This window comes from Paenibacillus sp. cl123 (assembly GCF_900101595.1).
Classification (GTDB): Bacteria; Bacillota; Bacilli; order Paenibacillales; family NBRC-103111; genus Paenibacillus_G.
Map to the genome: position 1 here is coordinate 73,554 of NZ_FMYY01000001.1, position 23,946 is coordinate 97,499.

The 23,946-nt window shown below is 58.7% G+C and carries 24 protein-coding genes; 19 read left to right on the forward strand and 5 right to left on the reverse strand.

Translation table 11 applies throughout. The annotated features are described in order from the left end of the window. The first annotated feature begins 251 nt into the window (after window positions 1–251). The 10 genes from BLR08_RS00355 (at window position 252) to BLR08_RS00400 (ending at window position 11,664) form a co-directional block, all read left to right on the forward strand. Window positions 252–1,274 carry an ABC transporter substrate-binding protein gene (locus BLR08_RS00355; RefSeq protein WP_072329886.1) on the forward strand — a complete coding sequence of 341 codons (1,023 nt, stop codon included), beginning with the start codon at window positions 252–254 and terminating at the stop codon, window positions 1,272–1,274. Continuing rightward, a complete protein-coding gene (locus BLR08_RS00360; protein WP_072329888.1) occupies window positions 1,274–2,317 on the forward strand; it encodes a FecCD family ABC transporter permease in 1,044 nt (347 codons plus the stop codon). The genes BLR08_RS00355 and BLR08_RS00360 overlap by 1 nt, the downstream gene beginning before the upstream one ends. 54 nt (window positions 2,318–2,371) lie before the next feature. After that, window positions 2,372–3,163, forward strand: a complete 792-nt coding sequence (locus tag BLR08_RS00365; protein ID WP_072329890.1) for a heme ABC transporter ATP-binding protein — start codon at window positions 2,372–2,374, stop codon at window positions 3,161–3,163. Then, window positions 3,156–4,328: a nicotinate-nucleotide--dimethylbenzimidazole phosphoribosyltransferase gene (gene cobT, locus BLR08_RS00370; RefSeq protein WP_083537031.1), complete on the forward strand. Its 1,173-nt coding sequence runs from the start codon at window positions 3,156–3,158 to the stop codon at window positions 4,326–4,328. Before BLR08_RS00365 ends, cobT begins: the two co-directional genes overlap by 8 nt. Before the next feature lie 191 nt (window positions 4,329–4,519). Beyond that, window positions 4,520–5,065, forward strand: a complete 546-nt coding sequence (cobU, locus tag BLR08_RS00375; protein ID WP_072330328.1) for a bifunctional adenosylcobinamide kinase/adenosylcobinamide-phosphate guanylyltransferase — start codon at window positions 4,520–4,522, stop codon at window positions 5,063–5,065. A 173-nt stretch (window positions 5,066–5,238) separates the two neighbouring features. Continuing rightward, window positions 5,239–6,225, forward strand: coding sequence for an adenosylcobinamide-phosphate synthase CbiB (cbiB, locus tag BLR08_RS00380; RefSeq protein ID WP_072329892.1), 987 nt, complete (start codon window positions 5,239–5,241; stop codon window positions 6,223–6,225). After that, entirely contained in the window at window positions 6,204–7,160 is a 957-nt protein-coding gene (locus BLR08_RS00385; RefSeq protein ID WP_072329894.1) for an adenosylcobinamide-GDP ribazoletransferase, read from the forward strand. The genes cbiB and BLR08_RS00385 overlap by 22 nt, the downstream gene beginning before the upstream one ends. Before the next feature lie 20 nt (window positions 7,161–7,180). Next, window positions 7,181–10,111: a cobyric acid synthase gene (locus BLR08_RS00390; RefSeq protein WP_072329896.1), complete on the forward strand. Its 2,931-nt coding sequence runs from the start codon at window positions 7,181–7,183 to the stop codon at window positions 10,109–10,111. A gap of 30 nt (window positions 10,112–10,141) precedes the next feature. Continuing rightward, window positions 10,142–10,717: a cob(I)yrinic acid a,c-diamide adenosyltransferase gene (locus tag BLR08_RS00395; RefSeq protein WP_072329898.1), complete on the forward strand. Its 576-nt coding sequence runs from the start codon at window positions 10,142–10,144 to the stop codon at window positions 10,715–10,717. Further along, the gene (locus BLR08_RS00400) at window positions 10,714–11,664 is read left to right on the forward strand and encodes an RluA family pseudouridine synthase (RefSeq protein ID WP_072329900.1); all 951 of its coding nucleotides are present in this window, start codon (window positions 10,714–10,716) and stop codon (window positions 11,662–11,664) included. Before BLR08_RS00395 ends, BLR08_RS00400 begins: the two co-directional genes overlap by 4 nt. Before the next feature lie 282 nt (window positions 11,665–11,946). Here BLR08_RS00400 and BLR08_RS00405 read toward each other — a convergent pair whose 3' ends face one another. Continuing rightward, window positions 11,947–12,693: a YdcF family protein gene (locus BLR08_RS00405; protein WP_072329902.1), complete on the reverse strand. Its 747-nt coding sequence runs from the start codon at window positions 12,691–12,693 to the stop codon at window positions 11,947–11,949. Between the two features lie 276 nt (window positions 12,694–12,969). Between BLR08_RS00405 and BLR08_RS00410 the strand changes: the two genes are divergently transcribed. From BLR08_RS00410 to BLR08_RS00430, 5 genes are all read left to right on the forward strand, one after another. After that, window positions 12,970–13,347 (forward strand): arsenate reductase family protein, encoded by a 378-nt coding sequence (locus tag BLR08_RS00410; protein WP_371117007.1) that lies wholly within the window; start codon window positions 12,970–12,972, stop codon window positions 13,345–13,347. Window positions 13,348–13,434: 87 nt separating this feature from the next. Next, entirely contained in the window at window positions 13,435–14,469 is a 1,035-nt protein-coding gene (locus BLR08_RS00415) for a site-2 protease family protein (protein WP_256257597.1), read from the forward strand. A 79-nt stretch (window positions 14,470–14,548) separates the two neighbouring features. Beyond that, entirely contained in the window at window positions 14,549–15,739 is a 1,191-nt protein-coding gene (locus tag BLR08_RS00420; protein ID WP_072329907.1) for an aminotransferase class I/II-fold pyridoxal phosphate-dependent enzyme, read from the forward strand. 21 nt (window positions 15,740–15,760) lie between these two features. Beyond that, complete coding sequence (locus BLR08_RS00425; RefSeq protein WP_072329909.1) at window positions 15,761–16,549, forward strand: spermidine synthase; 789 nt, start codon at window positions 15,761–15,763, stop codon at window positions 16,547–16,549. 24 nt (window positions 16,550–16,573) lie between these two features. Further along, window positions 16,574–17,491 (forward strand): 5'-3' exonuclease, encoded by a 918-nt coding sequence (locus tag BLR08_RS00430; protein ID WP_072329911.1) that lies wholly within the window; start codon window positions 16,574–16,576, stop codon window positions 17,489–17,491. Window positions 17,492–17,755: 264 nt separating this feature from the next. Here the strand turns inward: BLR08_RS00430 and BLR08_RS00435 are convergent, their stop codons facing one another. Continuing rightward, complete coding sequence (locus BLR08_RS00435; RefSeq protein WP_072329913.1) at window positions 17,756–18,262, reverse strand: hypothetical protein; 507 nt, start codon at window positions 18,260–18,262, stop codon at window positions 17,756–17,758. A gap of 218 nt (window positions 18,263–18,480) precedes the next feature. Then, on the reverse strand, window positions 18,481–18,693 hold the full coding sequence (locus tag BLR08_RS00440) for a hypothetical protein (protein ID WP_072329915.1): 213 nt from the start codon (window positions 18,691–18,693) through the stop codon (window positions 18,481–18,483). 227 nt (window positions 18,694–18,920) lie between these two features. On the opposite strand from BLR08_RS00440, the gene BLR08_RS00445 reads away from it, so the two are divergent. Further along, on the forward strand, window positions 18,921–19,433 hold the full coding sequence (locus tag BLR08_RS00445; protein WP_072329917.1) for an acyl-CoA thioesterase: 513 nt from the start codon (window positions 18,921–18,923) through the stop codon (window positions 19,431–19,433). 123 nt (window positions 19,434–19,556) lie between these two features. Further along, a complete protein-coding gene (locus tag BLR08_RS00450) occupies window positions 19,557–19,874 on the forward strand; it encodes a cupin domain-containing protein (protein WP_072329919.1) in 318 nt (105 codons plus the stop codon). Between the two features lie 136 nt (window positions 19,875–20,010). On the opposite strand, the gene BLR08_RS00455 is transcribed toward BLR08_RS00450, so the two are convergent. Then, window positions 20,011–20,304: a DUF3055 domain-containing protein gene (locus BLR08_RS00455; protein WP_072329921.1), complete on the reverse strand. Its 294-nt coding sequence runs from the start codon at window positions 20,302–20,304 to the stop codon at window positions 20,011–20,013. Window positions 20,305–20,554: 250 nt separating this feature from the next. On the opposite strand from BLR08_RS00455, the gene ilvD reads away from it, so the two are divergent. After that, complete coding sequence (gene ilvD / locus BLR08_RS00460) at window positions 20,555–22,240, forward strand: dihydroxy-acid dehydratase (RefSeq protein WP_072330330.1); 1,686 nt, start codon at window positions 20,555–20,557, stop codon at window positions 22,238–22,240. A gap of 110 nt (window positions 22,241–22,350) precedes the next feature. Here ilvD and BLR08_RS00465 read toward each other — a convergent pair whose 3' ends face one another. After that, window positions 22,351–22,641, reverse strand: coding sequence for a hypothetical protein (locus BLR08_RS00465; protein WP_090585812.1), 291 nt, complete (start codon window positions 22,639–22,641; stop codon window positions 22,351–22,353). Between the two features lie 284 nt (window positions 22,642–22,925). Here BLR08_RS00465 and BLR08_RS00470 point away from each other — a divergent pair, with 284 nt between their 5' ends. Continuing rightward, window positions 22,926–23,945: an HRDC domain-containing protein gene (locus BLR08_RS00470; protein WP_072329925.1), complete on the forward strand. Its 1,020-nt coding sequence runs from the start codon at window positions 22,926–22,928 to the stop codon at window positions 23,943–23,945. Window position 23,946 lies beyond the last annotated feature (1 nt).

Genomic DNA, 23,946 nt, shown 5'->3' on the forward strand with positions numbered 1-23,946 from the left:
TTTCGAGGAAAAGGAGCGGCAGCGGTAAGGCGACGACCAGGCAAGCGGCGGCAAATGCCGGCAGCCCTGTCGGTATGAGTCTGTCCTCTGCTCCGGACCGGTGTCCGCTGGCAGAGGTTTTTTTGTTATGTCTAGGAAGGCTAAGTTCAATAAGTGCCGGCACGCTTACCAGCTTTCGAGACGGCAAGAAAATTTCCGCTGAGACGCGGCCTCTTATCGGGAAAAGATATTAATTAAGGGAGAGAAGTAGGATGATAAACGGAAACAAGAGGAAACAAAGAACAAGGCAGCTGCTGACGACTGTTCTCGGGCTCGCGCTCACAGTCTCGCTGGCTGCATGCGGGGGAGCGGCCAAGACGCCGAATCAGGGACAGCTTGTCGACCCTCCGAAGGCGGAAAGCGGAAGCGGGCAAGGAGCGGCGCAAACAAAGCGCACCTCCTACCCGTTGAAGGTCAAGGATGCGACCGGCAAGGAATTCGTATTCGATAAAGCGCCCGAGCGGATCGCCTCCACATCGCCGAGCGAGACGGAGATGCTGTTCGCGCTCGGGCTTGGCGACAAGGTGGTCGGCGTTTCGGACTTCTGCGATTATCCGGCTGAAGCGAAGTCGAAGCCAAAGCTCGGCAGCATCACGAAGCCGAACGAGGAAGCGATCATCGCAGCGGGCGCGGATCTGACGCTGACGGGCGTGTCGATGAAGACGCCGACGGTGGAGAAGCTGCGCGAGCTGAAGGTCAATTTGTTCCAGGTGCAGCCCAAGACAATTGACGACGTGCTGGCAAACTTGCTGGTCATGGGCGAAATTTTCGACCGCCAGGCCGAGGCAGAGAAGCTGGTCAATCAGATGAAGGCGGACCGCCAGCAGGTAGTTGACGCCGTCAAAAACTTGAAGCCGGAGCAGAAGAAAAAGGTGTTTATCGAATTTTCCCCGGGCTGGACCGTCGGCTCCGGTGAGTTTCTCAGCGAGCTGATCGAAACGGCCGGCGGCATCAATGTATACGGTTCGGAGAAAGGGTATGTCAAGCTTAGCGAAGAAAAGGTTATCGCGGAAAATCCGAAGGTCATCTTGTATCCGAACAATCTGATCGACGATAAATCGAAGAAGCCGCTGGATCAGCTTATCCGTGAACGCAGCGGCTGGGATCAGATCGATGCGGTGAAGGAAGGCAAGCTGGCCGGCATCGATAAGGACACGACGAGCCGTCCGGGACCGCGGATTACCCAAGGCTTGAAGGAAATCGCCAAGGGGATCTACCCCGAACTGGTGAAATAATGAAGCGCAAGATCATGGTTTGGGGCGGGGCGGCCTTAGGGCTGCTTCTGCTGGCCGTGACCGTTGCGCTTTCCGTCGGCTCGGTGCGTATCCCCTTTCTTCATGTGTGGAGTATCCTGCTTCATCATCTGCCGGGACTGGAAGGAAGGCTTGGGGGAGGCTGGCTGGCATCCTCCGAGCAGATCGTGTGGAAGGTGCGGCTTCCGAGGGTGGTGCTTGGCATGCTGGTAGGCGCTGCGTTAGGTCTGGCGGGGGCAGCCTTCCAGGGCGTGCTGCGCAATCCGCTGGCCGATCCGTATACGCTCGGCGTGTCTTCGGGAGCGTCGGTAGGCGCTTCCTTTCTTATTTTATTCGGGCTGCAGTATGTATTCGGCGAATGGAGCGTTCCCGCAGTCGCATTTTGCACGGGCGGGGTGTCGCTGCTGCTGGTGTTGCTGCTGGCCAGGACGGACGGAAAGCTTCGGATCGAGACGGTCATCTTGTCCGGGGTCGTGCTGCAGGCTTTTTTGTCCGCGTTCGTGTCTCTGATGGTCTCGATGTCGAAGCAGGTCATTAATGAAATCGTCTTCTGGCTGATGGGCAGCCTGGCCCTTAGAGGCTGGTCGTACTCTCTGCTGATGCTGCCTTATCTGGCCGTCGGCGTGATTGTTCTGCTTGGCTACGGGCGTTCGATGAATCTTTTTGCCCTTGGCGAGAGGCAGGCTGCTCACCTGGGCGTTCATGTGGAGAGAACGAAGCTGATCGTGCTCATCGCCGCTACGCTGATCACGGCCGCGGCTGTCTCCGTCGCGGGCGTAGTCGGCTTCGTCGGGTTGCTGGTGCCTCATCTGATACGGCTGATCGTCGGCCCCGATTACCGGCTGCTGCTTCCTTTGTCGGTCATCGGCGGGGCGATCTATGTGCTGCTGGCCGACACGCTGGCCCGGACGCTGCTGGCTCCGACTGAAATTCCGCTTGGCGTCGTAACGGCTTTCATGGGCGCTCCGTTTTTCGCCTATTTGTTAAACCGCCGCAAGCGGCTGGTCCGCGGACAAGAGGTTTAAGCGTTTTTATTGAAGCTGTCGGCGATGTTGACGGTGAGATGAGGAGGGAAAAGCGTGATCGAGGTGACGGCCGAGGGCCTGCAGAAGCGATATGGCACGCGGATGGTGCTGGACGGCGTACAATTTCAGGTGAAGCCCGGCGAGTGGTTTGGTATCCTCGGTCCCAACGGCAGCGGCAAAACAACGCTGCTGCAGGCACTGTCGGGCGTAGAGCCGGTCAACGCAGGCAGCATCCTGCTGGGAGGCCGGCCTGTAGAGGCTTATACGCGCAGAGAGCTGGCGCGCCAGGTTGCGGTGCTGCAGCAGGACGCCCTCCCGCGCATAGGCTTTACGGTGCAGGAAGTTATCGAGATGGGCCGTTATCCGTATCAGAATTGGCTTGGGGAGGAAACGGGCGATTCCTCCGCGCTGGTTGAGCGGGTGATCCAGTGGCTCAAGCTGGAGCCGCTGCGAGAGCGGACGGTAGATCAGCTGAGCGGCGGAGAACGGCAGCGCGTGGCGCTGGGCAAGGCGATGGCGCAGGAGCCTCGGCTGCTGCTGCTGGACGAGCCGACGACTTTTCTCGATATCGGCTACCAGGTGGAGATGATGGATATGGTTCGCCGCTGGCAGAAGGAATGCGGGATGACGGTCATAGCCGTCCTGCATGATCTGAATCTCGCCGCCCAATACTGCGACCGGCTTATGCTGCTGCATCGAGGCGCGGTAGCCGCGGACGGGGTTCCGCAGGATGTTATGCAAGCCGGCTTGCTGGAGCAAGTGTACGGCACCCGGCCGCATGTGCTGGCCCATCCGGCAAGCGGAGTTCCGCAAATTTTACTGGCAGGAGGAAGTCGGGATGAATAACAGGCTATGGCAAAAGACAGCGGCGGGGATTGTGCCGCTTGATGAGGTCTCGGTCGCTCGGGCAGCCGAGCGGCTGGACAGTCTGACCAAGCCGCCGGGCAGTCTTGGCCGGCTGGAGGAAGTGGCCCGGCAGCTTGCGGGCATGACGGGAGAGCTGACGCCGGAGCTGTCGCGCAAGGCGGTCATCGTGATGGCCGGCGATCACGGCGTTTGCGAGGAGGGCGTCAGCGCTTTCCCTGCTGAGGTTACGCCGCAGATGGTGCTCAACTTCCTGAGCGGAGGAGCGGCGGTTAACGTGTTGGCGCGGCAGGCCGGAGCTGAGGTTGTCTGCGTCGATATCGGGGTGAATGCGGAGCTGAGCCATCCGAACCTCGTCTCGCGCAAGGTGCGCCGGGGAACCGCGAATATGGCGGTGGGAGCCGCGATGACCCGCGAGGAAGCGGAGGCGGCGATAGAAGCGGGCATCGGTCTGGTCGACGAGCTGGCCGGCCGCGGATACCGGATGTTCGCCACCGGAGAGATGGGGATCGGCAATACGACGGCCAGCTCGGCTATTTTGGCTGTGCTCGGCGATACGGACCCGGAGGCGGCCACCGGCAGGGGGACCGGGATCGATGACGAGCGGCTGAAGCATAAGCGGCAGGTAATCGCCAGAGCGATCGCCGTCAACAAGCCGGACGCCCGCGATCCGCTCGATGTGCTGGCCAAGGTCGGAGGGCTTGAGATCGCCGGTCTGGTCGGCGTCATACTGGGAGCGGCCAACCGCCGCTGTCCTGTCGTGATCGACGGCTTCATCTCGTCGGCCGCTGCGCTGCTCGCCGCCCGGATCGCTCCGCTCAGCGCCTCGTATATGATTGCGTCGCATCTGTCCCAGGAGCAGGGGCATGCCCGGCTGCTGGAGCGGATCGGGCTGAAGCCGATGCTGCATATGGATATGCGGCTGGGCGAAGGTACGGGAGCCGTGCTGGCCTTTTCTCTGATCGAAGCGTCGGTGCTGATCATGAAGGAAATGGCGACGTTCGAGGACGCCGGGATATCGAAGGGCGGAGCAGAAGCGGACGCCGGCGAGGGAGCTGGAGTTGCGGATAGAACGGGAGACAGGCCGGGAGACGGGCTTGACCGAAAGGACGTGGCGGCTGCGGACGAAGAGGCGCAGCGGCTATGAGCGGCGTAGAGCGGAACTCGGAGAAGCGAGCGGAAGCGATGCGGCAGGAGGAAGCGCAGCAAGGAAAGGCATTTGCCGAGGAAAAACTGGTTGAGGGAACGCGGCGGGAGGAAGCGAAAGCTGCAAGTGGAGACCGGGAGGAAACGCGGCAGGAGGAAGCCCAGGCGGACAAGCGGCGGGAAGTCTTCAGCCTGAAGGCACTCGTGACAGGCGGCGCGCGCAGCGGCAAAAGCTCGTTTGCCGAACGGTATGCGGCCACGCTGGGCAAAGACGGCCTGTACATCGCCACGGCTCAGGCTTATGATGAGGAGATGGAGGAGCGCATCGCGCTCCATCGTAGGGACCGGGAGCTTCGCGGCTACCGGTGGCAAACGGTCGAGGCGCCGTATGAGTTGGCCGGGGCGATCCGGACGGCGCAGGCGCCGGTCGTGCTGGTGGATTGCCTGACCTTGTGGCTGTCCAACTGGCTGCTGAGGCTGGAGCAGGAGAAGGAGGCCGCTCGCTTGCTGGATGAGCTGGTGGACGAGCTGGCCGATGCGTTCCGCTCCGCCCGGCAGCCTATCGTGCTCGTAACCAATGAAGTGGGCAGCGGACTTGTGCCGGAGTACAAGCTGGGGCGGTTGTTCCGCGATGCGTCGGGGCGCATGAACCAGCGGCTTGCACAAGAGGCGGACCAGCTGTTTCTTGTGACGGCGGGAATTCCGGTGGAGCTGAAGAGCCGGGCTTTTATATACTGATCGTTCACAGAAAAACTTGGATCAATCGCACGGCGGATAAGAGATCGAAGGACAGGCCCGAGGGGGAGCCGGGAAGCCTGAGCGAACATTGGACTTCGAGAGGAAGCGTCTGATACAGGCGTATTTTTTGCCTTTGCAGGCATCATCTTTTTACGGATGGCGGGGGACTTCGGTTGTTGTTTTATAGCTTGCAAGAAACGCTCTGGATGGCGGCTGCCGCGATTCTAATCGATTGGATAGCAGGCGATCCGCCATGGCGGTGGCTGCCCCATCCGGTCGTGCTGATCGGACGCTGGATTGGCCTGCTTGAGCGGCGTCTGCGTCCTTCGGGACGCAGCTTGTCCCCCGCGGCGCTGCGCTGGCGGGGGATCGCGCTTGTTATTCTGACCGTTGGCCTGGCCTATCTTGCAACAGCGGCTGCGGTGCTGGCGGCGGGATCGATTCACCCGTGGCTCGGCTATGCCGTGAATGTCTGGTTCATCTCGACCACGCTGGCTGTGAAAGGACTGAAGCAGGCGGCGATGGCCGTGTATATGCCGCTGTGCGAGGGCAGACTGGATGAAGCCCGCAAGTATACCGGCTATATCGTCGGACGGGACACCACAAGACTGGATGAGCCGGAGCTGACGCGGGCGACGGTGGAGACCGTGGCGGAAAATAGCGTCGATGCGTTCGTCTCGCCGTTATGCTGGGCGCTGCTTGGCGGAGCGCCGCTCGCGATGCTGTACCGCGCGGCGAATACGCTGGACTCGATGGTCGGCTATAAAAATGAGCAATATGCCGACTTCGGCTGGGCGTCGGCCCGCTGGGACGACGTGCTTAACTATATCCCGGCACGTCTGGCCGGGGTGCTGCTGATTGGCTGGGCGTATGCGATCCCCGGTTTGTCGGGTACGCGTGCCGCCCGCTCCGTGCTTCGCTTTGCGAAGCTGCACCCGAGTCCGAACAGCGGAATTCCGGAATCGGCGGTGGCCGGAGCTCTGGGGATTGAGCTGGGAGGCGTCAACGTGTATCACGGCCGAACCAGCGAACGGGCCCGGATGGGCTGGCCGCTGAGAGCCAGGGAGCGGGAGGATATCCGCTCGGTCGTGCGGATTTTGTACGGGATAAGCTACATCATGGCGGGAGGACTGGTTATATGGGGGCTGCTGCTCGTGTGATCAAGGAGGCCGGCGCAGCCTGTGCGGCGGCCCTGCAGTTTTTGACCCGGCTGCCGGTTCCGGTCAAGCTGGACTATCATGACGCTTTGTTTCGCCGGAGCGTTATTTTTTATCCGCTGGCCGGCTGGCTGCTGGGCACGCTGACGGCGGCCTTCGGCGTGCTGCTCGCAGATGTGCTGGAGCTGCCGGCCTCGGTGACGGCGGCGCTCACGCTCGGCTGCTGGGTGGCCCTCAGCGGGGCGCTGCATCTCGACGGTCTGATGGATACTGCCGACGGCGTGCTGAGCCACCGTTCGCGGGAGCGCATGCTGGAGATTATGAAGGACAGCCGGGTCGGGGCGATGGGCGTTATCGTATGCGTGCTGGTGCTGCTGTTGAAATGGACCCTGCTCGCAGAGCTGCTGCCCGAATCGGGAAGCGTAGGCGCATCGTCCTGGCTGCTGCTGCCGCTGGTCACGCTGTGGAGCCGCTGGTTTATGGCTGCGGCCATTTGGGGCTGGCCTTATGCCCGTTCACGCCAGGCAAGCGGCACCGAGGACGGTACAGGCACGGGCATAAACAGCGGCCCGGCGAATTCGCTCCCCTCTTCGTCCGGCGAGCCCGCAGACGCTTCCTCTGGGAGCGCCGCTTCGGGCGGGCTGGGGGGCTTGTTCCAGGGCACCGGGCTCAGGCATGTGCTGGCTGCGGCAGGCTTGGCTATGCTGCTGACTTGTGCGGCGATAGCGGTGCCCTCAGCGCTGGACTGGTTGTCGCTGACAGCGGGACAAGGGCTTGGTCTTGTGCTGGGCATGGCAGCCGGCGCGGTTGTAGCGGGTTCGGCTATGGCGGCATATTTGAACAGCAAGCTGGGAGGACTGACCGGCGATACGTACGGGGCGATCAATGAGCTGTTGGAGGCGGGACTGCTGCTGATCATCGTGATGCTGGCAGTATAGAGAGAAGGAGGCTGAGCGTAATGCTGGAACGGTACGGACATGGCGGGGATTTGTGGACAGCTGAGGAGCTGTACGGCATCCCTAGGGAAAAGATGATCGACTACAGCTCCAATATGAATCCGCTGGGACCGCCCGATGCGGTCAAAACGATCATGACCGAGAAGTGGAGGGAGCTCATCCACTACCCCGATCCGGCCGTGCGCGAGCTGACGGCCCGATTGGCGGCGAAGCATGGAGTGGAGCCCTCTTGCGTGCTGGTCGGCAACGGTGCGGCTGAGCTGATCGATCTGGCGGTCCGCATGCTTCGCCCGCGGGTAACGGGGCTGGTGAGCCCCTCATTCGGCGAGTATGAGGAGACGGTGGAGAGAGCGGAGGGTCGGAGCATCGGCATCGCGACCGACGAGCCGAGCGGGTTCGTGCCTGCGCTTGAAGCGCTGCGGGAAGCGGCCGGCTCATGCGATGCGCTGATTCTCGGCCATCCGAACAATCCGACCGGCCGGGTGCTGCCGGAGGAGGTGCTGCGCTGGCTGGCCGCCGGCGCGGACGGCAGCCGGGTAGTGGTGGACGAGGCGTTCCTCGACTTTACCGAGCGCGAGGAGCAGCTTACGCTGGCCCGCGAGGCGGCGGCGAGCGCTCACCTGATCGTCATCCGCTCGATGACGAAGTTCTACGCGGTGCCGGGCATCCGGCTCGGCTATGCAATCGCACACCCGGATGTAATCGCCCGGATGCGGCGTCTGCAGGTCCATTGGAGTGTAAACGCGCTCGCCCAGTGGATCGGTTTGGCCGCACTCGCAGACAGCGGTTACTCGCAGCGGACGCTGGCCTGGCTGCCTCCCGCGAGAGACAGGATGACGTCCGGGCTGCGTGAACTCGGACTTCAGGTGTATGAGAGCGATGTGAACTTTATTTTATTTACGGTGAAGCCGCTCGGGTTAAAAATCACCGATGTGCAGCGCGAGCTGGGCCGACGGGGCGTATTGCTGCGCGATGCTTCGACTTTCAAGGGGTTGGACGATACTTATGGGCGTCTGGCCGTCAAAGAGGAAGCGGACAATATGAGGGTGCTCCGGATGCTGAAGGAAGCGCTTGAGACGTTAACGCATGCGCGGGGCGAGGTCCAGACTCTGGGCCAAGCTCAGACGCAGGTTCGGACCCAGGCACAGGTTCAGGAGCAGGTTCAGGAGCAGATTCGGACCCAGGAGCAGGAACAAGGCCAGATTCAAACGCAGATGCAGGTTCGGGGCCAGGTCGTGCCTGCAGAGCCGGTGCCGGCCTCCCTGATGCCCGCTGTCGGCACAAGGTCTGAGCGGCCGACCGCCCCGGCGAGCTTGGCGAAGACCATCATGCTGCAAGGGACGGCCTCCGATGTCGGTAAAAGTCTGCTGACGGCGGCGTTGTGCCGCATCCTGCTGCAGGACGGCTGCCGGGTGGCTCCGTTCAAGTCGCAGAATATGTCGCTGAACTCTTATGTCACTCCGGACGGCAAAGAGATCGGCAGGGCGCAGGGGATGCAGGCTGACGCCTGCCGGATCGCGGCGACGACGGACATGAATCCGATCCTGCTGAAGCCGAAGAAGGATATGGTGTCGCAGGTCGTCGTTCACGGGAAACCTTATCGGGACCTGGACGCCAGGACATATAGAGAGAAATATTTGCCGGAGGCGGAGACGGTCGTGAAGGAAGCGCTTGGCCGGCTGCGCCAATCGGTCGATGTCGTCGTGATGGAAGGGGCCGGCAGTCCGGCGGAGGTTAACCTGAAGAGCCGGGATATCGTCAACATGCGGTTGGCAGGATGGGCGGATGCGCCGGTGCTGCTCGTAGCCGACATCGACCGGGGAGGCGTATTCGCTTCGCTCGTCGGCACGCTGGACATTTTGACCGAGGAGGAGCGGGCAAGGGTCAAGGGCTTCGTGATCAACAAGTTTCGCGGCGATGTGACGCTGCTGAAGCCGGGCCTGGATTGGCTGGAGGCGCGTACCGGCAAGCCGGTGCTGGGAGTTGTGCCGTATTTGCCGGATCTTGGGCTGGAGGACGAGGACTCGGCATCGCTCGACCGCAGGCTGGCGGAGGAGCAGACGAAATCACTTGCAGCAGAAGGCCGTTCTTCGGAAGCCGACGGCCCGAAGCTCGACATTGCTGTCATCCGCCATCCCCGGCTGTCCAACTTCACCGATATCGACCCGCTGCTGCAGGAGCCGGACGTGCGAATCCGCTTCGTGACGAAGGCGGCCGAATTCGGCCATCCGGATGCCGTCATTTTGCCCGGCAGCAAGAACACCGTGGATGATCTGCTCCAGCTGCGCGAGGCCGGTCTTGACCGGGAGATCGTCCGGCTGGCAGCGGCGGGCGGCTGGGTCGTGGGCATCTGCGCGGGGTATCAGATGCTGGGCCGGCGGCTGCTTGATCCGGAGCTGGTGGAGTCGGGCCTTGCCGAGCTGTCCGGACTTGGCTTGCTTCCTGCCGAGACGGTATTCGCCGCCGACAAGCGTACCGTACGCGCGGAGGGCCGTACATCGCTGTATGCGGCCCCTGGCAGTCACTATCCGATCACAGGTTATGAAATCCATATGGGCCGCACGTCCTTTCTGGAGCCGGTTGAACATCCGTTTATACTGAAGCCGGAGCCTGGCGAACTGGAAGGAGAGTCTGGCACGGGAGAAGGGAAGCCGGAAGGCGACTATCCTCAAGATCGGAAAGGTCAGCTTGCCCATGACGGCATCGTGACGGGAGACGGACGGATCTGGGGCACTTATCTTCATGGCATCATGCATAATGATGATTTCCGCCGTGCCTTTCTGAACCGGATACGCGCCGGCAAAGGGCTCGCTCCGCTGGAGCCGGAGCTGCGCTTCCTGGAGCGCCGGGAGGCGGCGTTCGACCGGCTGGCCGAGCATGTGCGCGGAAGCTTGGATATGACGCGTTTGTATGAGATGATTAATAATCAATAAGTGATGCGCACGATACAAGGAGGGCTTGGGATGCGGATATATACACGAACAGGAGATGCCGGACAGACCGGCGTAATAGGCGGACGCGTAGACAAGGACGACGACCGCGTGGAGGCTTACGGCACGACGGATGAGCTGAACTGCTTCGTCGGCCAGGCGATGGGATTCCTCGACCCGGTGCGGGATGCCGACATGCTGGACGATCTGCTGGAGATTCAGCATGAGCTGTTCGACTGCGGCTCGGATCTCGCTTTGTTGAAGCAGGAGCTGCGCCCGTACAAGGTGAAGGCCGAAATGGTGGACCGGCTGGAGACATGGATCGACAAATATGACGCCGAGACGCCGGATATCCAGCGGTTTATTTTGCCGGGAGGCTGCCTTGCTTCATCGGCGCTGCATGTATGCCGGACCGTATGCCGCAGAGCGGAGAGGCGCGTCGTTACCCTGGCCAGGACCCAGCCTATCAATGAGGAGGTCCGGCGTTATTTGAACCGGCTTTCCGACCTGTTTTTTACGATCGCCAGAACGGCGAATTTCCGGGCCGGCGTACCGGATGTGGAATATGCGAGGAGTGCGGAAGTGTTCCGCCGCAAGTCCAAGTCATGACAGCCTATTACAAGCCTCTGGAGTACGAGGTGCCGCCGGAGGACGAAGGTCTGCTGCTGCGCACTGTGCTGCAGAAGCGGATGGGGCTTTCCCGCAAGCTGATCTCCCGGCTGAAGCTGACGGAGGAAGGCATTACGGTCAACGGGGAACGCAAATATATCGATGTCGCAGTACGAGCGGGCGACCTGGTTGCGGCGCGCATGGCCGAGGAGGACTCGGAGGATATTTTGCCTCAGCCTATGCCGCTGAACATTTTGTACGAGGATGATGATCTGCTCGTCCTGGACAAGCAGGCCGGCATCATCGTTCATCCGACGCATGGCCATTATACGGGAACGATCGCGAACGGAGTCGTCCATTATTGGAAGGAGCGGGGGGCAAGTTTCCGCTTCCGTCCGATTCACCGGCTGGATCAGGAAACATCGGGTTGCCTGGCCATAGCCAAAAATCCGTATATCCACCAGCAAATCTCGGAGCAGATGCAGGCGGGTGGCCTCAAGAAGGAATATCTCGCGCTGGTCCATGGAGACGTGGTGCCGGATAAAGGCACGATCGATGCCCCTATCGACCGCAATCCCGACTCGCCCCATATCCGGATCGTAATCGAGACGGGAGCTCGCGCTGTCACGCACTTCCGGGTGGAGCGGCGATTCGGAGCCGCCACGCTCGTCCGGCTAAGGCTGGAGACAGGCCGCACGCATCAGATTCGGGTGCACATGAAGCATCTGGGTTATCCGTTGGTCGGCGACAGTATGTACGGTTTGCCGGATGCGGAGGTCCCCGGTCTGATCGGCAGACAGGCGCTGCATGCGGCCACGCTAGGCCTGACGCATCCTGCTCTTAAGAAATGGATGGAGTTCGAGGCTCCGGTTCCGGCAGATATGCTGGCATGCGCCAGGCTTCTGGAGGAGGCTGGGGGGCCGACAGTCACAAAGGACGTGCCCTGAAGGAAGCAGGAAGAGCAGCTAGTTTCAGAGGTGGCCTGCAGGAAGCTGGAGGGCCGCTAACGGCCGCCTAAGGCGGTCAAGGAAGCGCCGAATACGCGAAGCTCTGCCGGCCGGCAAGCTCCGCTATGCCGCAACAGACAAAAACGCAAGCCATTCCGCCATACAAACGGAACGGCTTGCGTTTTTGCGACGTATACAAGTTGGACAGGAAGTTGTTTGTACAGAGGCTGGCCCGCGTAAGCCTTTGCCCGGCTGGGCGGCTGAGACGGCCTGTACTCCCGCTTATTGCAGCATGCCGAGATATTCCTTCAGGGCAAGCGACATCTTCTCCAGCGCGGAAGCTTGCGGCGTCCAGAGCTGGGTAAACGCCCGGGGATGCTCGCCCCTGCTTGTGCGGAAATCTGTCGGATAAGGAAGCACGGCGACGTTCTCGGCGTTGAAATGGCTGACCGCTCTGGCCATATGGAACGCCGATGTGATCAGCACCGGCCGGCTCAGTCCATGCCGCTGCAATAGCTCCCGGGTGTTGCGGGCGTTCTCCCGGGTATTGCGGCTCGTGTCATCGAGCAGAATTCGGTCTTCCGGGATTCCAAGCTCGACAAGCATCCGTTTGGCCAACCGACCTTCATTGCCCGAGGCGGCATATACTTGGCCTCCGGAGAAGACGATGGGCAAAGGCTGCCGTTTATACAACTGAACGGCGGTGACGACCCGCTGCAGCGTCTCTCCCGATAGCTGCCCTTCTCCGGCAGGGCTAGGGACGGAAGCCAGGGAGCCGCCGCCGAGCACGACGTAAGCATCCCCCGTAATGGCCACGGGCGGCTCATAACGCTGCTCGAGCCGGCCGATCACCGCATCGGCGACGACCGGCACGGAGAACATGTACAGCAGCAGGGCGGCGGCGCCGACGAGCAGCCCGGCTCGCCGGTTCATGCGGATGGCGATGAAGGCGGCGAGCAGAGCAAGCAGCAGTATTAGCAGGCCGGGGGGCAGCAGAAAGCTGTACAACGCTTTTAACAAATAGATCATAAGCACTCCTTAAACTGGCCTCATTCCGAGGCGTTTCCCATTGTCATCCATTATGGCGGTACATGCGCCAGGTTGCAACAGGGAGTAAGCGAGAAGCCGATCAAGCCGCTTAAGCGTCCATTTCGACAAGGCGGGCATGAAGCGCCGGGCTCGCCGCTGTTGTGCCGTCGAGCTTACCTTGGTCTTGCAGGCGTATTTGCAGCAAACGGATGTTCATCGTTATAATGAATAGGGCATCAGGCCCCGAAACACGAATATGTTCTAGAAAAGGATGAGATGATGACAACACCGGCCGATCATATAACGATCTACGAATACCCGCCCTGCGGAACCTGCCGCAGCGCCGTGAAATGGTTGCAGAACGAGGGATGGAAGCTCGACCGCATCCATATCAAGGAAACTCCCCCAAGCCCTCAAGTGCTGGATGAGCTGATTGCGCTGAGCGGTTTGGATATGAAGAAATGGTTTAACACCTCCGGCGAGGTGTACAAGGAGCTCCAGCTCAAAGACAAGCTGGCAGGCATGTCGAAGGAAGAAAAGCTGGAGCTGCTTTCGTCGCACGGCATGTTGATCAAAAGGCCGATCGTAACCGACGGCAAACGCGTCACCATAGGCTTCAAGCCGGAAGCTTATGCCGAGGCTTGGAGCCGTTAAAGTCAAAAACCAAAGGGGTGTGGGAGTACCTTGCAGCAATCGAATCGAAAAAAACAAAGTCCGCTCTGGTACATCGGCGCGGCCGCCATGTTTATCCTGTCGCAGCTGAAGGCCATTCTCCCGCTGCTCAAGCTGGGGAAAGCCGGGGGCGCGATCATCACGATGGCCGTCTCCATCTGGGCGTATGCGCTGCGCTTCCCTTGGCAGTTTGCCGTAGGCTTCGTCCTGCTCATTCTCGTCCATGAGATGGGCCATGTATGGGCATCCAAGCGCAAGGGACTGCCGGTCAGCGCCCCGGTATTCATCCCGTTCCTGGGCGCGATGATCAATATGAAGCGCCATCCGCGGGATGCGGCTACCGAAGCGTATGTGGCAATGGGCGGACCGCTCGTCGGCACGATAGGCGCGGCTGTCGTTTTCGCTGCGGCCTATGCGACAGACAGCGGGCTGTTGTACAGCCTGGCGTATACGGGCTTTTTCCTGAATCTTATCAATCTGCTGCCCATTCATCCGCTGGACGGAGGGCGGATCGCGACGGCCGTTACACGGTGGCTTTGGCTGGTCGGTCTGATCGGAGGACTTGTCGTTATTGTTTATTTGCGCAGCTGGCTGTTCGGCATTATTTGGGCCATGTTTGCCTATGATCTGTATGTGAAATATGTCAAAAACCGCAAGGGAGGCGAGCCTCACGACATCCGGGCCGTGAGCCTGACCTTTATGGTGCCTGCCGAGCCTTTGATCGAGCAGGGGTATTTGATTCCCGGACCGGAGCATAAGCGCGAGCTGCCCTTCAAGACTTATACGGATCTGCAGGATGAGACGCAGCGCGTAGAGCTGTATTGGGAAGGGCTGCAGTTTCACGGAACCGTGCCCATGACGCAGCAGGGAATCATTCACCGTGCCCATGTTACCGGCCTGGAGCGCATACAGAAGGAAGATGGCTTGCAGCTCGCTATCCATTGCCAGGTCGATTATTCCCCGTACGATAACGATAAATATTATGAAGTTCCGCCTGCTGTAAGATGGAAATTCGGGATCGGTTATATCTCCCTCGCCGCCGTGCTGCTGGCGATGATGTTTAGCGTGCACGAGCTGTCCGGAATCAGTTTCTTCGGGCGCTAAGCGCTGATGGCCGGGAGATGTGCCGGAGACGCCCGGCCCGGAACGAAGCAGGGAAGATCGTAGGAGGAGCGATAAAGCGATGAAGCGTTGGGAATCGAAACGACTGGCCGAACTTGGTTCGGCTATTTTTTCTGAGGTGGCGAAGTGGAAGCAGGAAGTGACGGCTCAAGGAGTCGATGTCATCGACCTGGGCATCGGAAGCCCGGACCGTGGACCGTCCGAACGGGTCCGGCAGGCGCTGGTTGAGGCGGCGCTCGATCCGGCGCAATATGGGTATCCGGGTACGGAGGGAACGCCGGAATTTCGTCTAACGGTGGCTCAGTGGTACCGGCACCGCTTCGGGGTTCAACTGGACCCGGACACCGAGGTGGTCGCGCTGATGGGCTCTCAGGACGGTCTGGCGCATCTGGCGCTTGCCGTCACCGACCCCGGAGATATGGCGATCGTGCCGGACCCGGGTTATCCGATCTATTCGGCGAGCTTGGTGCTGGCCGGGGTGAAGCCTTATCTCGTCCCGCTCCGGGAAGAGCATGATTACCTGCCGCAGCTGGACGAAATACCGGAGGCGGTGCTGAAGCAGACCAAGTTTATGCTGCTGAACTACCCGAGCAATCCGTTGTCCGCCGTAGCGACGCTGCCGTTTTTCGAGAAGCTTGTCGAGTTTGCCCGGGAACATGAGCTGCTGCTCGTTCATGATGTCGCTTATTCGGAGATGGCCTTCGACGGCTTCGTGCCTCCAAGCATCCTGGAGGTCGAAGGCGCCAAAGAGGTTGCCGTCGAATTCCATTCTTTGTCGAAAAGCTTTAATATGGCAGGCTGCCGGATTGCGTTTATGGTCGGACAGCCGGATGTGGTGCGCGCGCTGCGCACGCTCAAGTCGAATATGGATTACGGCGTCTTTCTGGCCGTTCAGCGCGCCGGAATCGAGGCGATGAGAGAGGATATGGAGCCGGGCAGCCGGTCCGTAGCTGCGCTATACGAGCGCCGCCGGGATATTGTGATCGACGGATTGCGTCAATACGGCTGGGATATCCGCAAGCCGAAGGCTTCGATGTTCATCTGGGCGCCGATTCCGTCCGGCTGGACATCTCGACAAATTTCCCGGGAAATGCTGTATTCCGCCGGCGTCGTTGTTATTCCCGGCGACGCATTTGGCCAAGAAGGCGAGGGTTATGTCAGAATTGCGCTGGTCCAGGAGGAGGAGAGGCTGCAGGAAGCTGTTCGCCGGATGGGCGAGTTTATAAGCTCCGTATGGGGAAGCCTTGCTTGAGGGGAGAAGCTGACGATCTGCATGCACATAAGATATAGGACGAGCAGCGGCGATCAAGAGATAACGGTATGCGATGTGCCGGAATTATATGGCGAGAAGGGGAGCTTCCGCGTGCTGCAATTCTCGAATGAAGCCATTCAGGGTGCGATGGATCTGAACCGGCCGGAACGTATGGTATTCGAATACCCGCGGGCGATCCTTCACCTGATGGAGATCAATGATCCGGCTTTTGAGGATGTATTTATGATCGGCCATGGAACCGGAATGCTTGCCGGCCGCTTGACTGACAAGCGGTGCAAGGTGGCGGAGATTGACGGCGAAGTGGTGGCCATAAGCAGGGCATGGTTCGGGTATAGCGGAGACAACGTGACCGTAGGAGATGGCCGTCAACTGCTGGCAGAGGAGAAGCCGCATACCTTCGATTACATCGTGCTGGATGCTTTTACGGAGAAAGGCACGCCCCGGCATCTGACATCGCGGGAGTTTTTCAGCCTGGCGCGCGAGCAGCTGGACCCGGAGGGAGCGATCATCATGAACCTGACGGGCAAGGGGGAGCATGACCCGCTCATCTGCGCCATCCATGCAACGCTTGACGGGGTATACGCGTATACAGGAGCCTTCGTGCTGCCTTCGGAGGGAGCGGGGGATATTAGGAACATGCTCCTGATGGGCAGCGCCAAGCCGATCCGCCATCAAGCCCGCAGCATGGCCGGTTTTCGGGAGATAGAGCTCCAGCCGGGTCATGTTCTGTGGGATATTTCTCCGGCTCAGGGGTCGAGCAGCGGTACAAGCTGTGATATACTGGAGTAAAAAAAGATGGAGCGATAACTGATTATGGAAGCTTCTGCAATACCTGCAGCCCAGTTGCCGGGCTCAAATAATGTGCTGCTGGTTGACGGGATGGCGCTGCTGTTCCGCGGCTACTATGCCAACTCTTACGGCGGCTATATCCGCAAGACGAAAGCAGGGCTGCCGACCAATGCCGTATTCGGCTTTATGAAATACCTGCTTGACGCGATCAAAACGTTCAAGCCGACGCATGTTATCTGCTGCTGGGATATGGGCAGCAAAACGTTTCGGACGGAGAAATTTACGAACTACAAGGCGAACCGCCCGGAAGCTCCGCTTGAATTGATTCCCCAGTTTGAGCTGGTGAAGGAGGTCGTGGCGAGCTTCGACATCCCGAATGTCGGGATAGCCGGCTACGAGGCGGACGACTGCATCGGCACGTTGTCACGTAAGTTCGGGGTCGATAGCGACGTGCATGTATTGACCGGCGATCACGATATGCTGCAGCTGGTGTCGGAGCGGGTGAAGGTCATCATCATGAAGAAAGGCGCTTCCAACTACGCGGTCTACGACCCCGAGACGCTGCTGGCGGAGAAGCAATTGACTGCTGCGCAGTTTATTGACTTGAAGGGCCTGATCGGAGACACCAGCGACAACTACCCTGGCGTGAAGGGAATCGGCGAGAAAACGGCCGTCAAGCTGCTGCTGGAGCACGGGTCCATCGACGGGATCGTTGCCAATCTGGGGCTGCTTGCCAAGTCCGTGAAGACCAAGATTGAGGCTGATCTGGAGATGCTGCATCTGTGCCGGGAGCTCGCGACTATTTACTGTGAAGCTCCGATTGAATGTGCGCTCGAAGAAAGCCTGTGGAGCCCCGACTTCCGGAAGGTCCATGACAAGTTCACGGAGCTGGAGCTGAACAGCCTGGTGAAGGAAGTCGAACGGCTGACGGCGGTGTCTTAGCCTTAACAGGACACGCCGGCGAGCCACTCAACATTTCATTGTCGAAGCAATGCCGGACTTGTGGAGCGTGAGGCCGCATCCAAAGCGGTACTGGAACAAGGAGTTGTCCAACAAGGAGAGCTTCTCGCTTAATGATACACCCCCATTCTTTTGATAGATGGGGGCTATTTTGCGCTTACCCCAAGAGGACCGGGCCGAGTCATTCAGCCCGGTGGCGGCCGGGCCTTGGGATACGGGCTTCAGGCGAATCGTTGAGCACGCTTTTTAGTAAACCTCAACTAAGATAGGTTTTGAAACAACTGTATAGGGGATATATTGGTTTTCGATTATTCCCTTTAATCTTAATTCACTTTTAGCCTGAAGAATGTATTCTCCAGGGCCAGATAGAGATATGGATCTCTGTTGATCTGGCGGCAATTCTGTACCCGGTTCATATATCTCCGAAGGGTTAATGGTTTTTTCAACAGCGATTGAGAGGATTGCATCAGGATTAATCTTTACGACATTCCCTTTTAAATCATAGACATAAATAAAAGCCATTACAGAAGCATGCTCAATAGTAAGTTTTTCATCGGTTAAATTTTGCAGCGATGTCTTTATTGGAACCCTTTCATTACTTTTTAATTTTGCGTCAGGAATTTCAAATTTCAGCTCAAATAGTCCCCCTTCTAAATGAGGAATTTCCTTTTGAGTCTTAGGAGTATCTGAACATCCGCATATCAATATAACTAAGATAGAAATAAAAACATACATTTTTTTCGTTGAGAACACTAAACAACTACCCCTCCTTCTGATACAGCAGTTTTACTGGATTATAACATAAAATTGAATGGTCCCGACCTGCGGCCGCCAAGAAAGATTTGCGCGGAACATCCGTTACAATATAGGTCTCCGAGCGAACAATAAAACAAAGTCATAGGACAACTATCCCGCCATACGTTAAAAGAGGCTGAGCCCTGCATAGGGACAGCCTCTTCTTCAGCGTGGCGTTACTTGCGCATCTCGAAAAATTCGCAGGCGCTGCGTGAATGATAAGCCACATCGCCGACCCCGGCTTGGATGACGACCGTATCCTCGGTAAAGCGGACGATGATTCCGCCGAAGTCAACGACATGGTCTTGCTCAAACACGCGGATGCGGCGCTGACGATCCATCGCTTCCTGAAAATCCTGATCCGTGAGCAAACGTCGGTTTTGGGCCACTTGGCTGCAACTCCTTTGGCAAAGAAAACTGGATGAACTCGTATGGTAAGAAGTGTACCCGATGCGGGAGCCGAGAGCAATAACACAAGCGTTGACGGCTGGCCTGCCAGCTGCTTCTAGCCGCCGAGAACGTTTGCGATGTATAATGTTGGCAAGACAAGACGCAGGCGCACGGGTACAGGGTTAAAAGCCGTGCCTCAAGCACCCCGAGGAGGAAGATGCCGCCCATGATCGAACGTTATGTGAAAGAAACCCGCTGCTACAAGACAAACCGTGTATTTCCCACTGATGTGAACAACCATAATACGTTATTCGGGGGCAAGCTGATGGCCTATATCGACGATATCGCTTCCATCGCGGCTTACAAGCACTGCCGGTGCAGCGTCGTGACGGCATCCACCGATTCGGTCGACTTCTTGACGCCGATCCGGCCTACGGATTCCGTATGCTTCGAATCGTTCGTCACCTGGACGGGCAGAAGCTCGATGGAGGTGTTTGTTAAGGTCATTAAGGAGGACCTGAGGACCGGCGAGCGGGATATTGCGGCCACTTCGTTTCTGACCTTCGTGGCGCTGGATGAGCAGAACCGGCCGGTGGCGGTTCCTCGCGTCATCCCGGAAACGGCGGAGGAAATCCGTCTGCACGAGACGGCCGAGCATCGTTCGGAGATGCGCAGACAACGGCGGGAGCAGAGCAAGAAATTCGCCGATGTGCTGACGACAAAATTTGCCTGGGAATAACGAGCCAAAGAAAACCGTACACAACCTGAAAAACGTACCGCGCCCGGGCGGGCGGAATGCGATATAATCGAAGCGACCGCGCCTTGCCTGGCGCCTATCCTAGAGTGAAGGACGTGTGCGAAGATGAGCAACATCAATGTATGGGAGAATGCCGAGCCTGGCGTGAAACGCAAAATTTTCGAGCCTGGAGCAGGCATTATGATGATGGAAGTTCATTTTGAAGAAGGGGCGGAAGGATATCAGCACAGCCATCCGCATGAGCAGTTTTCGTACTGTCTGGAGGGCAAGCTGGAATTTACCGTGGACGGGGAGAAGAAGGTGATTGTCGCCGGCGAAACGATCTATATCCCGAGCGGAGCCCGTCACGGCTGCCAGGCGCTGGCTCCGAGCAAGCTGCTCGATACCTTTACGCCGGTGCGCGAGGATCTTGTGAAGCGCTGATCCGGGGCGGAACGGTTCGCTGCCCATCTGCAAGTCAATACCGTCTCACGGCGCCGGCAATTCCGGTGCAGGGAGACGGTTATTGCTGCAGGAAGGGGTTGCCGTCCGGTCAAAGGGCCTGCACGACGGGTCCAGGCTACAGGTCGGTGAAATGGACCGGTCCGAGTATGGCGCTCAGAAACTCGCCAAGCTCGGCGGCCTCTTCTTCAGTCAGCTTGTACGCATGCTCCAGATAGCCCTCGGCTTCCAGATCATCCGGACCGAGCACGGCCGTGCGGCCGCTCTGCATATCGGTGACCAGCTTCTTGCCGTAGAACCGGTTGGTCGTCGTAATCGCCAGGTCGAAACGCCTCATCGTATCGCCAACAAAGCAGACGAAGCGTGTCTTGGTTTCCTCTGAACCGTCATATAAATAATCGAATTCTGTCATATCGGGGTTCACCGCTTTCTTTGGCTGTCATCCTTCAGTCATCCGCATTATACCAGATGGGCGAGCATGGCGGCAAAGACCCGGCGACAGCATGCCGCATTCCGGTACTGGGGCAAGCTGTTCGTTTTCATTTGCGGTGAAACATGATACAATCGATAGAGCGAAATAGAATAGGCAGCCGGTCGGAGTTTAACGTTAGCGTATGGCTCTGATTGAGATGCAATTGATAGAAACGGAGGCTCACCTCGAGATGGCAAAGACCAAAATGAGAAGTGACATGATCAAAAAAGGCTTCGACCGCGCACCGCACCGCAGCTTGCTGCGTGCAGCAGGAGTCAAGGAAGAAGATTTCGATAAGCCGTTTATAGCGGTGTGCAACTCTTATATCGATATCGTGCCGGGTCACGTTCACCTGCAGGAATTCGGCAAGATTGTGAAGGAAGCGATCCGCGAAGCGGGCGGCGTTCCATTCGAATTCAACACGATCGGCGTCGATGACGGTATCGCGATGGGGCATATCGGCATGCGTTATTCGCTGCCGAGCCGCGAGATTATTGCAGACTCGCTGGAGACGGTCGTCTCTGCTCACTGGTTCGACGGCATGGTCTGCATCCCGAACTGCGATAAGATCACACCGGGGATGATGATGGGCGCGCTGCGCGTGAACATTCCGACTCTGTTCGTCAGCGGCGGGCCGATGAAGGCCGGTAAAACAAGCGACGGCCGTTCGATCTCCTTGTCCTCCGTATTCGAAGGCGTCGGCGCGTATCAAGCCGGTAAAATCGACGAGAAGGGCTTGCAGGAGCTGGAGCAATACGGATGTCCGACATGCGGTTCCTGTTCCGGCATGTTCACGGCCAACTCGATGAACTGTCTGGCTGAAGGACTTGGACTTGCGCTGCCGGGCAACGGTACGATTCTGGCGGTTGCTCCCGAGCGCAGAGAGTTCGTGAAGCGTTCGGCAACGCAGCTGATGGAATTGATCAAGCTGGACATCAAGCCTCGCGATATTGTGACGATCGAAGCGATCGACAATGCGTTTGCGCTTGATATGGCGATGGGCGGCTCGACCAACACGGTGCTTCACACACTGGCGCTGGCACACGAAGCCGGCTTCGAATATCCGATCGAACGCATCAACGAAGTGGCGAAGCGGGTTCCGCATTTGGCGAAGATCGCCCCTGCCTCCGACTACCACATCGAGGATGTGCATAATGCGGGCGGCGTGAGCGCTATCCTCAACGAGCTGCTGAAGAAGCCGGGCGCTATCGACGGCACCCGGATTACGGTAACCGGGAAGACGTTGGCTGAGAATGTCGCCGGCTGCGAGATTTTGAACCAGGATGTCATCCGTCCGCTGGACAATCCGCACTCGGAAGAAGGCGGCCTTGCCGTATTGTTCGGCAACCTGGCTCCTAACGGCTCGATCATCAAGGTCGGCGCGGTGGACAAGTCGGTCGGCGGCTACCACAAAGGGCCTGCGATCTGCTTCGATTCCCAGGAGACGGCTCTGGAAGGCATCGCGAACGGCAAGGTCAAGGAAGGCCATGTTGTCGTTATCCGCTACGAAGGTCCGAAGGGCGGACCGGGGATGCCGGAGATGCTGGCGCCAACTTCGCAAATCGTCGGCATGGGTCTGGGCGCGAAGGTCGGCCTGATCACGGACGGACGCTTCTCGGGCGCATCCCGCGGCATCAGCATCGGCCACATCTCGCCGGAAGCGGCTGAGGGCGGTCCGATCGCCTTCGTCGAGGATGGCGATATCATCGAGCTTGATTTGAAGAACCGCACCATTCAGCTGGAAATCAGCGATGAAGAGATGGCGCGTCGGCAGGCGAATTGGAAGGGCTTCGAGTCGAAGGTCAAAACAGGCTATTTGGCCCGTTACTCCAAGCTTGTGACTTCGGCCAGCACGGGCGGCGTCATGAAAGTATAATTTCAGTCAGCAGAAAGCCGTTTCGGGGTTTGTTACCCGGAACGGCTTTTTTAATAATTTCAGAACGTTAAACCATAAGGCATTGTCCCGGGTGGAAAGGCTATGCGGAATTACGGCTCTTCGGAATCATGCGTCGGATGGTCGCCGGGATATTCCCGCGGAAGACCGGCGTGCAGCTCGCGGTTTTCGTACGTGAAGGAGTTCGGGGGCCGCTGGTCTTCTCTCCAAGGGCTGCTTTTGCCCAAGGATTCCGTCAGCAGATCGCTGCCGTACGGTCCTTCCGGAAACTCCTCGGCGGTCAAATCGTTGCGCGAGGATTCGACAGTCGACAGATCGGTATATTTGCGTTCGGGCGCCTCTTCGATAAAGCCGGCCTGATTATTGCTGTCAGATGCGGTCATGAGCATGTCCTCCTTTCTGGGCTGCAGAGCTTCTGAATCATTTATGTTATTAAGTTATCCGTTAGCGGGATGCTTTATCCCGTTAAACGCCAACGAGCCAAACCATAGGTTCGCCCGTATTTCGCTGAACAATTGACGGTATATACAGGTTCGTGATAGTATGGTAATAATTTCAAACGCGTGGACTGAACAGTCCAATGAGGAAGCACCTCTTTTTTGCCGGCAGCGGCAGGAGAGGTGCTTTTTTGCGTTTGATGACACTTAATTTCAGGGAGGGATTTGGGATGGATGTGTTGTTTCTGAACAGTATGGAGAAGGTGGATGAACGAGGGGTTGTCTTCACGGGCCGGGTCTCTATCGGTGAACAGCAAGGGGTTTGGTATGTGATGTGGACGGAGGACACGGAAAGCGGGGCGTCGATTCAGGAGTCATGGTATGAAGGACTTCATTGGGATGAAATGCTGAACGCATTCCGGCAGCGGGTGATAGCCAAGCAGTGCGAAGGCTACAAGCCGCTGCTGGAGGTTCGCGTCAGCGAGCTGGACGCCTTGGACGCGAGAAGCGCTTATACCAGCATGCTCCATTTCTACAGCGAAGGGCATGCCGACGAGGCGTTATATGAGGAGCTTAGACAGTGGAGACTGAAACAAGCCTCCCAGGAAGGCAAAGCGCCGTTTATCGTGGCAACCAACCGGCTGTTGAAAATGATCAGCGCCTTCATCCCCCACACGGAGGAAGAGCTGCGCCAGATCCCGGGGATGGGGAAAGCCAGGGCAGGGAAGTTCGCCAAGGATATTTTGTCCTTGACTGCCCAGGTCGAACGAAGCACGGCTTTCCCGCTTGATTGGGTCGGGGACAAGATCGATCCCTTGAAGTTGAATGGCTGGCTGCTGGAGGAGAAGGAGCGCAAGCGCAAGGCGGAGTCCGATAAGCTGGAGAATAAGCGTATGCTGCTCGAGGCCATCGCCCGCGGTGAGACGCTCGACGAGCTGCAGTCGACAATTCAGGTGCAGCGCCGGGAGCTGGTCGGCTGGGTCGAGGAATTGGACAAAGAGGGCTATGACCTTGGCCCGTATATCGATCTCATCCTGGCGCGTGTTCCCGATTCCGAACGCGAGCAGGCCTGGCAAGCCTTCGAGCAGCAAGGAGACCGGTACTTGAAGCCGATTCTGCAGCAGATTCGCAAGCCGGAGCTGCTCACCCCCAAGGAAACGGAGCTTGCTTATGAATGGCTGCGTTTCTTGCGCCTGAAGTTCCGTCAAGAGAAGCGGGACCGCCGTGCGAGAGAGGAGGAGGCCAGCTAGA

What these genes read in the sequence shown, in the direction of transcription:
- BLR08_RS00355 (WP_072329886.1), top strand. Translation starts at nt 252, where the DNA reads ATGATAAACGGAAACAAGAGGAAACAAAGAACAAGGCAGCTGCTGACG.
- BLR08_RS00360 (WP_072329888.1), top strand. Translation starts at nt 1,274, where the DNA reads ATGAAGCGCAAGATCATGGTTTGGGGCGGGGCGGCCTTAGGGCTGCTT.
- cobT (WP_083537031.1), top strand. Translation starts at nt 3,156, where the DNA reads ATGAATAACAGGCTATGGCAAAAGACAGCGGCGGGGATTGTGCCGCTT.
- BLR08_RS00385 (WP_072329894.1), top strand. Translation starts at nt 6,204, where the DNA reads ATGGGGGCTGCTGCTCGTGTGATCAAGGAGGCCGGCGCAGCCTGTGCG.
- BLR08_RS00390 (WP_072329896.1), top strand. Translation starts at nt 7,181, where the DNA reads ATGCTGGAACGGTACGGACATGGCGGGGATTTGTGGACAGCTGAGGAG.
- BLR08_RS00395 (WP_072329898.1), top strand. Translation starts at nt 10,142, where the DNA reads ATGCGGATATATACACGAACAGGAGATGCCGGACAGACCGGCGTAATA.
- BLR08_RS00400 (WP_072329900.1), top strand. Translation starts at nt 10,714, where the DNA reads ATGACAGCCTATTACAAGCCTCTGGAGTACGAGGTGCCGCCGGAGGAC.
- BLR08_RS00405 (WP_072329902.1), bottom strand. Translation starts at nt 12,693, where the DNA reads ATGATCTATTTGTTAAAAGCGTTGTACAGCTTTCTGCTGCCCCCCGGC.
- BLR08_RS00410 (WP_371117007.1), top strand. Translation starts at nt 12,970, where the DNA reads ATGATGACAACACCGGCCGATCATATAACGATCTACGAATACCCGCCC.
- BLR08_RS00415 (WP_256257597.1), top strand. Translation starts at nt 13,435, where the DNA reads ATGTTTATCCTGTCGCAGCTGAAGGCCATTCTCCCGCTGCTCAAGCTG.
- BLR08_RS00420 (WP_072329907.1), top strand. Translation starts at nt 14,549, where the DNA reads ATGAAGCGTTGGGAATCGAAACGACTGGCCGAACTTGGTTCGGCTATT.
- BLR08_RS00425 (WP_072329909.1), top strand. Translation starts at nt 15,761, where the DNA reads ATGCACATAAGATATAGGACGAGCAGCGGCGATCAAGAGATAACGGTA.
- BLR08_RS00430 (WP_072329911.1), top strand. Translation starts at nt 16,574, where the DNA reads ATGGAAGCTTCTGCAATACCTGCAGCCCAGTTGCCGGGCTCAAATAAT.
- BLR08_RS00445 (WP_072329917.1), top strand. Translation starts at nt 18,921, where the DNA reads ATGATCGAACGTTATGTGAAAGAAACCCGCTGCTACAAGACAAACCGT.
- BLR08_RS00450 (WP_072329919.1), top strand. Translation starts at nt 19,557, where the DNA reads ATGAGCAACATCAATGTATGGGAGAATGCCGAGCCTGGCGTGAAACGC.
- BLR08_RS00455 (WP_072329921.1), bottom strand. Translation starts at nt 20,304, where the DNA reads ATGACAGAATTCGATTATTTATATGACGGTTCAGAGGAAACCAAGACA.
- ilvD (WP_072330330.1), top strand. Translation starts at nt 20,555, where the DNA reads ATGGCAAAGACCAAAATGAGAAGTGACATGATCAAAAAAGGCTTCGAC.
- BLR08_RS00465 (WP_090585812.1), bottom strand. Translation starts at nt 22,641, where the DNA reads ATGACCGCATCTGACAGCAATAATCAGGCCGGCTTTATCGAAGAGGCG.
- BLR08_RS00470 (WP_072329925.1), top strand. Translation starts at nt 22,926, where the DNA reads ATGGATGTGTTGTTTCTGAACAGTATGGAGAAGGTGGATGAACGAGGG.